Raw genomic sequence first — 13,730 nt, forward strand, 5'->3', positions numbered from 1 at the left:
ATATATTTAAACAAGCAAAATACGAAAAGGTCCAATTCTATGGTATAATCTTATTAGTGATACTTTGGATATATAGGTTTAATTTAAATCCATAAAACCAGAGTCTAAAATATTATAATCAAAAAATAAAAATAAAATTATGGAAATGGTGGACAAGTATGAAGTATAAGTATACATTAATATCGCCTTGCTTTTTCGGTATGGAAAAGATGTTGGCAAATGAAATCAAAAATTTAGGATTTGAAATAGAAAAAACGGAGGACGGTAGGGTTACCTACAAGACTGACGAATACGGCATAGCCAGGGCAAATATGTGGTTGAGGTGTGCAGAGAGGGTCAGCCTAAAGGTGGCAGAATTTAAGGCTACATCCTTTGAGGAACTCTATGACAGGACTAGGCAGATTGACTGGTCTAGGTTTATACCTTATGGGGCTGAGTTTCCAGTTGCAAAGGCGTCTTCGATCAAGTCCAAACTATATTCAACGCCGGATATACAGTCTATAGTCAAAAAGGCTGTAGTAGATAGCCTAAAGGAAAAATACATGGAGTCTGGTATGCTAAAAGAAGATAAGGAAAGGTATCCTATCTTTGTATTTATACACAAGGACAAGGTAGTACTTTCTATAGATACAACTGGTCTAGCCCTTCACAAGAGGGGGTACAGGGAGCTATCAAACAAGGCTCCTATCAGGGAAACACTAGCAGCAGGGCTAGTATACTTGACACCTTGGAGACCTGGTAGAACCCTAGTCGACCCAATGTGCGGCTCAGGAACAATATTGATTGAGGCAGCCATGATGGGAATAAATATGGCTCCAGGTATGAATAGGGAGTTTATCTCAGAAAAGTGGAGAACTATAGACAAGAAGATATGGTGGGAGGTAAGAAAGGAAGCCTTTGACCTCTTAAACGAAGACCAAGACTTCACTATATACGGATATGACATAGATCCAGAGTCTATAGAGATAGCCAAGCATAATGCAGAAATAGCTGGAGTTGAAAATTATATAAAATTCGAATGTAAAGACGCTAGAGAATTCAAATCTGATGAAGAATATGGGTTTTTGATTACCAACCCACCTTATGGAGAAAGACTGGAGGACCAGGAAAGTGTAAAGCTACTATACAAAGAACTTGGCTATACACTTAGAAGACTTAAAAATTGGTCATACTACTTGATTACTTCATATGAAGATTTTGAATATGAGTTTGGTCAGGATGCTATTAGAAAGAGAAAACTGTACAATGGTATGTTAAAGACCTATTACTACCAGTATCCAGGACCTAAACCACCTAAAAAAGCTTAAAGGGGTGATATGTTGAATAAGTTATTTAATAGGAAGATGTGGGGTTTCTTTATAATTTTGTTGATTATACTTCCAATACTGATAACGGCAAATTTTAATTCCCTAAAATCACCGGAAAAACTAATAGTAAAGCCTAGTAGCAACGAGGAAAATTTGGAAATATACAACTCTATTAGACAATTAACACCAATAGACACTAGCTTTACCCTACCACAAAATTTCAACGAAGTGTCAAGAATAAACAGGGTGGACCTAGATATGAATGGAAGAAATGAAATAGTTGCTTTTAAGAAAAAAACTAACGAAAATCAAGGAACTAGTAGTATATATATGTACATATTTAATACACGTAATAGACAAATATCTGAAGAGGACGAAAAAATCGTCAAAATACCAGGAGAGAGTATTAAATATGCTAACTTTATAGATATAGACAATGATGGCAAAAAGGAAATAATCCTACACATCAATAGTATGGGCTTTGAGAATATATATATCTATAACTATGATAATGGTCTTATCAAGAAAACAGCTGAATATAATTCATCTGAAACTTCTATAAAACTAAACTTTTTTGATTACAATAGGGATGGAAAGATGGAATGTCTAGCTCTAATACAGAACCAGCAAAATTATGAAGTTAGTATATGTGGTATGAAGCTACTTAATAACAAAATCCAATTTGATAAATATGAAACTTCATATACTGTGGAATCACTAGACAAGGTGGAAATACTAAACGGTAGAATTTCAGACAATTATTTTGGTAGTATAATCACCTACCATAGTCTGAGAGGCAGTGCGGTAAATCAATTAGTAATCTATAAGAATTCAAAATTTGAAAAAGTGATAAAAAATGAGTCTACTTTGGCTATAAATCCCTACAATCTTAGGCCTGAAGATATAAATGGAGATGGCTTGTTAGACCTACCAAAAGTTGAACAAAAGTTGACAAATGCTAGTTCAAAGGACAATGTAATTATTACTTGGTATAATTGGAATGGCCAACAAGGTGATAAGGAAGTATTAGCTCCAGTTAGTCAATACTTTTATTCATTTGCCTACAACCACAAACTTCATATACCTGACAGGATGCGAGACAAGATATATATAAAGATTGAAAAAAACGATGAAAACTATGACTATTCTATATATTATATTACTAGCAAATCTAGAATTCACCTGTTAACTTATACCGTCATGTCAAAATCTACGTCTAGTTATGAAAATAAGGACAAAAATGATGCTAAAATTACAACCCTTTTTGAAACAGATGACTATGTATGTATTCTCAAAAGTTCAAACTCTGCTATGATGAGAAAATACGGTGTTGATATTGATAGGATAAAAAATATATTTGAAATGATTAATAATTAATATGTCTGATAGGAGGTAATAATATGGACAAGATTCTTATTTTGGAAGATGAAATAGGTATCAGAAGTTTCGTAAGCATAAATTTAAAAAGGGAGGGCTATGAAGTTATAGAGGCAGGAACCGGCAGTGAAGCTATAGAGAAATTAGATAGTGAAACAAATATATCCCTTGCCCTTTTAGATATTATGCTACCTGATATGAGCGGTATAGATGTATGTAGATACATAAGAGAAAAGTATGAAAATATGGGTGTTATTATGCTGACAGCCAAATCTCAGGAAGATGACAAGATAGAGGGATTTGTGGCAGGTGCAGATGACTATATTATAAAACCATTCAGTATCAAAGAACTTCTATTTAGGGTGTCTGCCCTAATTAGGAGGGTAAAAAAAGACAATGATACTAGAAAGAGTAGTATACTTGACATTCCGCCATTCTCACTGGATACCAACAAGAGAAAGCTCTACAAGAACGGTGATGTTGTAGACCTTACTCCTACTGAATTTTCTATTGTAAAATTCCTAATGCTAAATGCCAGTGATAGTCTAAGCAGAGACCAGATACTACAGGAAGTTTGGGGATCCACAGAATTATACGACTATAAAATAGTCGATGTTAATATAAGGCGTATCAGAAATAAGATTGAAGAAGACCCTTCCAAGCCAAAATATATTTTGACTGCCTGGGGTTATGGTTACACATTTAGGAGAGCAGATTAATGGGTTTACATTTTGGTGGATTAAGAAAAAAAGTTTTAAAAAATTTCATAATCATCATTGTCCTAATAGTTGTAATATTTGAGGTTTTCTTTGCTATATTTACAACTAGATACTATTATACATCCATAAGACAAACAATGCTTTCACAGATTAGGTATATAGATACTGTCTACAATGCCAGCAATATGTCAAATATAGACTTTAATGATAGGGTTAGAAGTATACTAGAAAATCAAAATAGTTTTCAAAACACCAATGTTGCTATAAATGTAATTGACAGACATGGTAATCTGCTTATAGACCAATATGGCTTCAATAGTAATAAAACTATAAATTATGTAGATGTAAAAAAAGCCCTTAAAAATATATATGGCAGCGAAATGAATACTTACATATATGAAGAAGATTTGACACGTGAGAATGTTATGAGTGCATCCGTACCAATAAGAGTGAACGGTATTACACAGGGAGTTATTCGCTTTAGTGTATCCCTAAAGTATGTAAATATGGAAATACTAAAAATAATGACTTATCTATTCTTTATGGGGCTTTTGGTAATAGTATTTTCAATAACCTTAAGTCTAAAATTTGCAGATTCTATAATAGACCCTCTGCATGAGCTAAAGTTGTTTTCCAATATGTTGGCCAAGGGTAACTACAATATCAAGATGAATAAGGGTAGAATATCGGATGATGAAATAGGTGATCTGGCCAATACCTTTGAAAATATGGCTCAAGAAATACAAAAGAGCGAAAAACTCAAGGACGAATTCATATCATCTGTATCACATGAACTTAGGACACCACTGACATCTATAAAGGGCTGGAGTGAGACACTTGAACTAGACAACATCAGCAAGGAAGAGCTCAGCATGGGACTAGGTATAATAAATGATGAAACAGAAAGACTAATAAAACTAGTCGAAGAATTACTAGACTTCTCTAGACTGTCTTCTAACAGAATGAAATTAAAAGTTGTTGAAGTAAATATAGAAAACCTAGTTGCCAGTGTAGTTAACCAACTCAGAGCTATGGCTATGAACAAGAATATAAGGCTTAGTTTTGAATTTTTGAACCAAGATATGAAACTTATTTATGGCGATAAGGATAGGTTGAGGCAGGTACTTATAAACTTAGTTCAAAACTCTATAAAGTTCACACCAGATGGTGGTGTCATATCGGTCAAGGTAGACCAGACCAGCAATGAAACCTCTATTTGTGTAATAGATAATGGTATAGGAATAGATGAAAAGAATATAGGCAATGTATCAAAGAAGTTCTTCCAAGAAGACTTCCATAAGTCGGGTAGTGGTCTAGGCCTAGCCATTAGCGAAGAAATAGTAAAGCTACACGGCGGTTCACTAACTATCAATAGTAAGAAAAATGTAGGAACACAGATAACAATTACAATCAGTAATGACAGCAGAAAATCTTAATATTTTGTATAAAATAACCTCATGAGGGTATATTGCCCATATGGGGTTATTAATTACATTAAAACTAATTATAAAGCATATAGGAGGTAGTCTTGAACAAGGATTTAGCTAATGATAAAATTTCAAAGTTACTGGTAGAAATGAGTATACCAGCTATTTTGAGTATGCTGGTTGCAGCCATATACAATATAGTAGACAGGATATTTATAGGTAGGACCAATCCTCTAGGACTAACTGCAATTGGTATAACCATGCCATTTCAGGTAGTCCAGATGGCTTTTGTCCTACTAATTGGTGTAGGTGCTTCAACCTTAATATCTATCAAATATGGAGAAAAAGAATACGACTCTGCTGAAAAAATACTCTTTAACGCCTTAATTTTGATTATAATTTCTGAACTTATAATCACCCTAGCATGTCTAGTCTTTATGGATCCAATTTTTGACTTGTTGGGAGTTTCTAAAGATGTATACAATTATGCAAGAGAATATATTATAGTGATACTTTTAGGAGGTGTTCCCGGTCTGACTGGCTACTGCCTAAACAATTGCGTTAGGAGTCTTGGTCATGCCAAGGAATCAATGATGATAGTCCTAATAAGTTCGGTCCTAAATATTGGATTAGACGCCTTATTTATATTTGTATTTAAGTGGGGTGTCATGGGGGCAGCAGTAGCAACTGTCATATCTCAGACTCTGGTCACTTTATTTGTCTTGTATTTTTTTATAAATGCAGCCCATGTACCAATCAAGTTTAGAAAAAAGAACGCATCTTTCGACTGGTCATCCATGCTAGAGATATTTAAAAATGGGCTACCAAATTTCTTTATGAACATATTTGGAACCATTGTCAGTATCATACTAAACAGGTTTATAATCGACTTGGGTAGTGACTACCATTTGGCATCGGTGACAATTATTACCTCAATAAGTATGTTTATCACAATGGTAATTTACGGTATAAGTCAGGGAGCCCAGCCATTAATCGGCTATAACTTTGGTGCAAATAAGTACGATAGAATAGTAGAAACCGTCAAATTAACAACTGGCCTAATCATTGTAATCAGTTCGGTATTTTTAGGAATCATAGAATTATATCCAAATATTTTTGTCTATCTCTTTACATCCGAGACTAGATTGCTGGATATTACCACTAAAAATATAAAGATATACTTACTAGGAATCACTTTTATAGGTATTCACTCTATAGCGACTACCTATTTTCAATCTATTAGGAGACCAAAGACCTCTTCCATCCTCTACATACTTAGGTATGGTGGTGTCCTGATACCCCTATTGTATATAGTACCAAATGTGATGGGCATAAGTGGTGTCTACCTGTCTAATGCCTTAAGTGATATTATATCTGGTGGTATAGCCTTAATCCTATTATATATCGATATACGTTCTTTAAATATTAAAAAATAGTCTTGCTCTAAAACTGTACTAGTGATATAATACGGTTAAAGTGTACTAGATCTATAGTACAGTAACATAATAGCAAATAGTCTATCTACAGAAATATGTTACAAATGTAAAATCAAGAGAGGAGGAGTGATTTGTCCTTGAAGGAGATAAAATTTAACAGCAATTCGCCCATATACCTACAGATAGCAAAATACTTTGAATCTAAGGTATTCTTAGGTGAGTTAGGTCCTGGTCATGTAATACCATCTAGGAGGGAAGTAGCCGGCCTGTTCGGAGTCAACCTAAATACAGTCCAGAAGGCATATTCACACATGGATGAAATCGGACTAATAGTGACTGAGAAGAGCAAGGGTAGTATGATTACAAGTGACCTCGAAAAATTGAAGGAACTGAGAGACGATTATATCAAGGAGCCACTTATAGATTTCATCACTACAATGAAGTCTATAAATATACCAAAGGAAAAGGTAATTAATTTGGTGGGCCAGTATTATGATGAAATTAAGGAGGATGTAGAAGATGATAAGAGTTCAGAATCTAACTAAAAAATATAAAAACTTTTCTGATAAGAGGTCTTCTTATGTTAAATATGCCCTAGATAATGTTAGTCTGGATATTAAAGAAGGCACTATCACAGCAGTCTTAGGGCTAAATGGTTCAGGAAAGACTACCTTACTAAAGTCAATAATGGGGTTTATAAGGCCGAGTAGGGGGCATATCACTATAGATGACCAGAGGCTTTCCTACAAGCTCTATAATAAGATGATCTATGTGCCAGACTGCCAGACCCATTTTCCTGGCTACAGCGTCCAGGACATGATTGATTTCTACAAGGATTTTTATCAGACTTGGGACGATGACAAGGCTGATGAAATGCTAGACCTCTTTAAAATAAATAGGACAGATGTCATCGACTCCATGTCCAAGGGTAATATTGCCAAGGTCAAGCTAGTAATGGCCTTTTGCCTAAATATGAAGTACATAATCCTAGATGAGCCTTTTGCAGGTATTGACGTCTTTAAGAGACAGGAATTTGTCAGTGTAATGGCCCAGTATATGACAGGAGACCAGACCCTAATCCTATCTACCCATGAGATAGACGATATAGAATCTATAGTCGACTATGTTCATATTTTGAGAGAGGGTAGACTGGTAGCCAGCTTTGATGCTGAGGAGATGAGATTAGAGGAAGGCAAGTCTATTTTAGAAAAAATAAGAGAGGTGTCTTTGGATGACTAGCTTGTTTAAATATTTGAAGTTTGACTTAAAGAGGAATATGAAGCTAACGGCAGGATTTTTCCTAGTAGTTAGTCTTGGATATGCCTTGATTTGCCTAGTAACTAGCAGAATAACAGTGGGACTTTTTGAAGAAGAGGATTTTTCCGGCTATACATATATACATTTGTATAGTTATTTGGATAGGATGGAACCAGGTAAAATAGCTAGTCTACTTCTATTGTTATTCGGCTTGATATTGGTGGCGATTATAACAAACCAAAAGGTAAATGTTAGTCAGGACTCAACTGCCTACAATATCCTGCAAATACCTTTTTTTAGGCCTATACACCTATTAATGATTTACATAGAGTCTGGATTATTTATACTTGTAAACTACATAACCATTCTCTTGATTAGCTATATGAGGTCTGCCTACCTATTGTCAGCATTTAGGACCTATAGTCTAGAGCATGGAATAATTATAGGTGGCAAGATAGGTACAATGGGTTTCTTTAAATATTCCTTACATACAAATAATATTTTCCAGGAATTTGACTTTATCAACATATTTGCTCTATGGTTCTTATTAATAGGGCTAGCTTGTTTGGCTACAATAATCTTTTCCAGAAGGATAAATATTACGACTTCTCAGGCTTGTCTGCTTATTATAGCCCTATATGGACTAGGCAATGCAGTCTTGTTCAAGCTTAACTTTTATGATTTTTCAAATCCTGTAGCAAGTATTATAAATGGGCTTTTAGTTCTTTTTATAAATATATTTCTGGTTGAAAAACTGGATTATTAGGGGGTGTGATATATGAAATTCATTAATAATATTTTTAAATTGTACTACCATGAGTTAAAGACAAATAAAAAAATAATTGTATTATTGACCGCTTCTGTTCTTATATGGCTCATATTTTGTATAAATGCCCATATTACAGGCAAGTATATAGGGGGTAATTTCAACCAATTTACAGATATATATCCAAAAATACTGGCTGGTGCTTCTAATACAGGTGAATCAAAAATATTGGACTCTCTAATAAAAGGTTCCATTAATTTTAAAACATCTATATCTCCTAATATATTGATGCTGGGAGCTATATCAGCTATATCAATACTGGTATCTTATATATTGGTTAGCAAGGACTTTAGGAAGAAAAACTCTTCCTTCTACCTACTTTACAACCTACCCTATAGGACTATAGAAATAAAATTGTCCAAGATAATGGCAGGTCTTAGTATATATATCTACACAATTTTGATGATTACACTGGCCTTACTGGCTATGGACCTGGTAAATATTGTACATTTTGGAGGTCTATATAGTCCTGGTATCTGGGCCTTGACATCAGATCTTAAGTTCCTACCATTTAATTTTAGGTACAGCTTATTTTATACATTTATGCTAGTTTTACCATCAATAATAGGGCTACAATCATCAGCTAGCCTAATATATGCTGGAAATAACAAGAGAAGGCTCTTAAAGAGAATTATCTTTTTTATATTGATACTTGTATCGGGTGTCTTAGTAATTTATGTAGGTTTAGATACTAACTTTGGTACTAGTCTCGGTGGAAGTTGTGGTTGGATAACGACTATACCAAGCTATATCTTTTTGGGTATAGTCTACATGCTAGTTGCTATACTCTTTACTATGGATATGCTGGCTAGTAGCAAGGCTTTTAGAGGAGGGTTGAGATATGAAGACAAGTAAAAAAGGTTTCTTGATTTTTATGGGCCTGATACTAGCCCTTCTAGCTAGTATTCACTTTGTAAATACATCCTACAAGAAGGCTCAAATCGTAAAGACTGTTAGGGGAAATGATGCCCTACTTAATGAACAAAACTTGTTGATACTAGATAGTAATATACTTTCCTACCCTGAAGAGGATGAATATATGGACCAGAGGCTTGCAAGTACAAATACCTATCTTTTGTCTACATCAAACAGCACACCTCTAACTCCTAAAAGAGAGAATGGTAAGCTGGTCTTTGCAGATAAAAAAACGACTTACGAGCCAAAAACTTCCGTGACACTTGGCTTAAAAGTCTACTATAAATATATAAAAAACAGGGGTTTTGTAAAAATACATTTTCAGGATTACAAGGGTAATAACTATTCTGCTATAAGTGACAATAAGGATATTGTAGCAAGTGCAAAGACCGGAGATCTAAATATTTATAGAATTGAAAAGTACAAGGGCCAATACCAGTGTGCCTTTTCCTACTACAATAATGAAAAAAAGTCTTATATGATCGCATTTGCCAGTATAGAGGATGATAAATTTACCCTTGTAGGTGAAAGTCAAGACAAGGGTCTGACAATTTTGGGTGAAAATAGAGATTCAATACAATATAGGTGGGCTAGGTATGCTATTGTTGCCTTTGACAAGATGTTTGTATTTGACTATAGTGACGAGTCTGGAAACTTTAGACCATCAACCTTGTCATTTGACTTCAAAGACCACAAAATATCAAGACACTATTTTGAAAAAGATGACCCTCTTTACGATGTATTTAATAGAGACCCAAGGGATAATATAAGAACTGAACTAGGTATATATATAAAATATCTAGAGGATAAAAATCAGATAGTCAGAGTTTGTAATCCTACTAATGGTAAGAACTTCCATGCCTATATTATAGAACTCAAGGATGGAAGGCTAGTAGCAAAAGAAGATATAGACTTGGGTATAAGAGTTTCACCCTATAGTAAAAAGGTCCAAGACAAGGGTGACCAGTTTGTATTCGACGCTAATTGGGAGGCGAATATATTCTTAAATGGAGACAAGTTGATATTTTCAATGTCTAATAATGGTAACTTGATGGACAAAAAACATTACCAATATGGCATGAACTTGAATCCACTTAAAAAAATATATATCTATGGTCTAGATACTAAAAGGATAGACTATGAGGGTATACTGATGGGGGCTGTATCTAATCAGGTAAACGAAATATATGCCACGACTAAATCAAGATGATTTATAATTTGAGCAAATTCCACTCAAAATATGATATAATATATCATGCTTATGGAGGTGGTTTAATGTTTAAATTTAAGATAGGACCCCTGTTGCTTTTTGTATTTTCAAGCTTTATACTTGGCTTGGGTGTCAAGTACAAAAAAGCAACTGGGCTAATATATACAAATATTATAAATAAGTTTATAAGAGAAAAGCTGAGCCTATTATTTGGCAAGGTGGATATACCAGTAGGGGATATCTTGACTATTATATTCATACTATTAATGATATATTTTTTAATAAATTTTATAAGGAGGCTCTTTAGCCCAACCAAATGGTTGATATATATATACAGGGTATTTTGGGGTGGCGTAAATATTTTTTGCCTAGGATTTTTCATATTTGTTCTTTTCTATGGCTTGAACTACCATACCCAACCCTTAGCCAATTCCTTGTTAGACAAATATAATGCCAAGTATTCAACCAATATTGAAGTACATGTAGGTACCAACAAACAACTGGAGGTTTTGAAATACTTGGAGGGCAAGGCTATAGACACCAGAAACTTGATAAAACACGACCAAAATTCTAGCCTATCAAATATAAATGACCTGTCATTGCAGGCTGAAGAGGGATTTAGGATAGTGTCAGATGCCTTTCCAAGCCTGGCAGGTAAATACTCTAGGGCAAAATTAAGTGTTAAAAGCCCTGTATTTGATATATTGGGACTAGAGGGAAGGTATTATATACTTACAAACGAAGTCAGTATTAGCAAGGATCTACCAGACATATACAAGCCTTTCTTGGTATCAAAGTACCTAGCCTACCAGAGGGGGATAGCTAGGGAAGACGAAGCCATGTTTTTTGCCTATCTAGCAGGTATCAACAATACAAATCCAAGTGTCAAATACTCAGCCTATATATCTATACTGAGCATGATGACCCAATCTATGATGTTGGACAACAAGGTAGAATATAATTACTTTGTATCAAATATGGACAAGGATATAAGGTCTGATATGAATTTGATTAGTAAATTTAGGTCAAAAAATAGTCCTGGTAAGAAAATTACAGACAAAGTGAAATATAATTTTAAAAGGTTAAACGGTGATGTTAGATTTGACAGTCTTGAAAGGGAAATATCGATTTTAATGGCTAGCTATTACTCTTTATTTACCTACTAAACCAATTAATATAAAAGTGACTATATTAGCATCTTTTTTAATATCTCGTTATATTGATAGAAAAAAAGTAGCATAGTCACTTTTTTATTTATATTTACTTTACTTTTTAAATACTATATAATTATAAGTGTATAAGTAGGCAAATGAGAGTAAGGGGTGAAAGAAATGTCGCAAAATCCAAAAGTGGACTATTTAAAAGGAAACTTCTATGAAAAAATAGGCAAGTCAGACCTTGCCGTTGAAAAATTTAAAGAAGCAGCAGAATCTGGATATGAGAGAGCCCAACTTATTCTCGGACAATTGTATGACAGTCAAGGAGAGATAGAAAAGGCAGAGAACTGGTACAAGTCTGCCTTTAATAATGGTGTCGACTATGCAGCTTTTAACCTGGGAAATATGTACTACAACAATGAAATATACGATACATCCTTATATTGGTATGAAAAGGCTGCTGACAAGGGCATACTTGCGGCCAAAAACAATATGGGGGTCATCTATTATATACTTGAAGACTATGAAATGTCTGAAAAAATTTTAAAAGAGACGGCAGAATCAGGTTTTGCTAAATCATACTTCAACCTTGGCCTACTCAATATTGAGTTGGCTAACAAGGACCTAGCTGAAGAGATGTATGAAAAGGGAGCCAGTTTAAATGACGAGGACTCGATATACAACTTGGCAGTTATAGAAATGGATAGGAGTAATTTTACTAGGTCTATAGACCTATACAAAAAATTGCTTAAAAAGAAACACCTCAAGGCAGCTATGAACCTAGGTGTTCTAAGTGAGTTGTCTGAAAACTTCATTGAAGCTGAAAAAGCCTATTCAATAGCAGCAGACGAGGGAGATCCTGACGCCCAGTACAGAATGGGCTTTATATTGGACAGGAAGGATAAGTCATCCGATGCCATTCACTATTATGAGTTGGCAATTGCTCAAAACCATACTATGGCCAAGTACAGACTGGCAAATCTATACAATAGAAATAATGATACTGACAATGCTAGAATCTACTACAAGATGGCTGCTGATGACAATATAAAGGAGGCCAAGAACAACCTAGCTGGAATCTTATTTGAAGACAAGAACTATAAAGAGGCCGGTCTTTACTATAAGGAAGCTATAGCACAGGGTTGTTATAATTCTGCAGAAAACATGGGTGACCTATGCAGGACCTTAAAAGAATATGAAATAGCTATAGACTATTATAAAATGATACCTGACAACCTGAATTGCCAGATAAAGCTAGCTAATATGTATGAAAAAATAAATGACCTCGACAATATGGTTGACTGGTATAAGAGGGCAGCGGACCATGGTGATATAGAATCATGCTTCAAACTAGCTAGTATCTATGAAAAGACTGGCAACGAAAAACGAGCCATACGCTACTATCAGATAGCATCAGACCATGGACATCAGATAGCCAAGCTATACGCAGGCAGATTGTACTTTATGCAGACTAATTATGAAGAAGCCAAAGTATACCTAGAAGAGCCTGCAGACCTAAATAATATATATGCCTTAAATACTCTTGCAATAATGTATGACAACTTTTTTAGAGACCCAAAGAAGGCAATAGAGTACTACGAAAAGGCAATAGACCTCAACTGTTCTGAAGCTATGTACAATCTAGCCCAATTAATGTTTAGGAGTTTTGAGTACGATAAGGCAGAAAAGTATCTAAAAATGGGGGCTGAAAATGGCAACAAGAGATGTGAATATTTCTTGGCAGCCTTCTACTATAGGAAGTCAATTGACATGTTTAAATCTCTAGCCAACCTCAATTACGAAAACGCCAATGAACTTTTAAATGATGTAAGGCATATGGACTTTATAGATGACCATCTTTTAATGACTGATTTTTCTATATACCCACTTGAATATGAGGGTATTAAGGAGGATGTAGAACCACTTTATATTATAGATATAGATGAAGATATTACTAGTCTACTTAGTCAGGGAGATGTAAGAATGGCTGTAGACCAGGGTCAAGTTGAAAATATAGATATCTAATCTATACTATAGGTATAGTCAACATATAAAGGGTATTCCTATTTATATAAAACTTATTTTTAATAATAAATATA

At 34.5% G+C, this 13,730-nt stretch carries 12 protein-coding genes; all 12 read left to right on the plus strand.

The window, feature by feature from the left end; all coding sequences use genetic code 11:
* Positions 1-158 precede the first annotated feature (158 nt).
* The 12 genes from HMPREF1639_RS00105 to HMPREF1639_RS00160 all read left to right on the plus strand — a co-directional run bounded on the left by HMPREF1639_RS00105 (position 159) and on the right by HMPREF1639_RS00160 (position 13,656).
* Positions 159-1,307: a THUMP domain-containing class I SAM-dependent RNA methyltransferase gene (locus tag HMPREF1639_RS00105; protein ID WP_036761904.1), complete on the plus strand. Its 1,149-nt coding sequence runs from the start codon at positions 159-161 to the stop codon at positions 1,305-1,307.
* 9 nt (positions 1,308-1,316) lie between these two features.
* A complete protein-coding gene (locus HMPREF1639_RS00110; RefSeq protein WP_036761906.1) occupies positions 1,317-2,684 on the plus strand; it encodes an FG-GAP repeat domain-containing protein in 1,368 nt (455 codons plus the stop codon).
* 23 nt (positions 2,685-2,707) lie between these two features.
* Entirely contained in the window at positions 2,708-3,403 is a 696-nt protein-coding gene (locus HMPREF1639_RS00115; RefSeq protein ID WP_036761908.1) for a response regulator transcription factor, read from the plus strand.
* Entirely contained in the window at positions 3,403-4,839 is a 1,437-nt protein-coding gene (locus HMPREF1639_RS00120; RefSeq protein ID WP_036761910.1) for a sensor histidine kinase, read from the plus strand. Before HMPREF1639_RS00115 ends, HMPREF1639_RS00120 begins: the two co-directional genes overlap by 1 nt.
* A gap of 92 nt (positions 4,840-4,931) precedes the next feature.
* Positions 4,932-6,266: an MATE family efflux transporter gene (locus HMPREF1639_RS00125; RefSeq protein ID WP_036761914.1), complete on the plus strand. Its 1,335-nt coding sequence runs from the start codon at positions 4,932-4,934 to the stop codon at positions 6,264-6,266.
* A 137-nt stretch (positions 6,267-6,403) separates the two neighbouring features.
* Complete coding sequence (locus tag HMPREF1639_RS00130) at positions 6,404-6,811, plus strand: GntR family transcriptional regulator (protein WP_156955912.1); 408 nt, start codon at positions 6,404-6,406, stop codon at positions 6,809-6,811.
* Positions 6,786-7,505, plus strand: a complete 720-nt coding sequence (locus tag HMPREF1639_RS00135) for an ABC transporter ATP-binding protein (protein WP_036761921.1) — start codon at positions 6,786-6,788, stop codon at positions 7,503-7,505. Before HMPREF1639_RS00130 ends, HMPREF1639_RS00135 begins: the two co-directional genes overlap by 26 nt.
* Positions 7,498-8,289: a hypothetical protein gene (locus HMPREF1639_RS00140; RefSeq protein ID WP_036761923.1), complete on the plus strand. Its 792-nt coding sequence runs from the start codon at positions 7,498-7,500 to the stop codon at positions 8,287-8,289. The genes HMPREF1639_RS00135 and HMPREF1639_RS00140 overlap by 8 nt, the downstream gene beginning before the upstream one ends.
* Positions 8,290-8,301: 12 nt before the next feature.
* The gene (locus HMPREF1639_RS00145; RefSeq protein WP_036761924.1) at positions 8,302-9,204 is read left to right on the plus strand and encodes a hypothetical protein; all 903 of its coding nucleotides are present in this window, start codon (positions 8,302-8,304) and stop codon (positions 9,202-9,204) included.
* Entirely contained in the window at positions 9,191-10,474 is a 1,284-nt protein-coding gene (locus HMPREF1639_RS00150) for a hypothetical protein (RefSeq protein WP_036761929.1), read from the plus strand. Before HMPREF1639_RS00145 ends, HMPREF1639_RS00150 begins: the two co-directional genes overlap by 14 nt.
* Before the next feature lie 65 nt (positions 10,475-10,539).
* On the plus strand, positions 10,540-11,640 hold the full coding sequence (locus HMPREF1639_RS00155; protein WP_036761930.1) for a DUF3810 family protein: 1,101 nt from the start codon (positions 10,540-10,542) through the stop codon (positions 11,638-11,640).
* 165 nt (positions 11,641-11,805) lie between these two features.
* Positions 11,806-13,656, plus strand: a complete 1,851-nt coding sequence (locus tag HMPREF1639_RS00160; RefSeq protein ID WP_036761934.1) for a tetratricopeptide repeat protein — start codon at positions 11,806-11,808, stop codon at positions 13,654-13,656.
* The last annotated feature ends 74 nt before the right edge of the window (positions 13,657-13,730 follow it).

Source organism: Peptostreptococcus sp. MV1 (genome assembly GCF_000758885.1).
In the GTDB taxonomy this organism is placed as follows: domain Bacteria; phylum Bacillota; class Clostridia; order Peptostreptococcales; family Peptostreptococcaceae; genus Peptostreptococcus.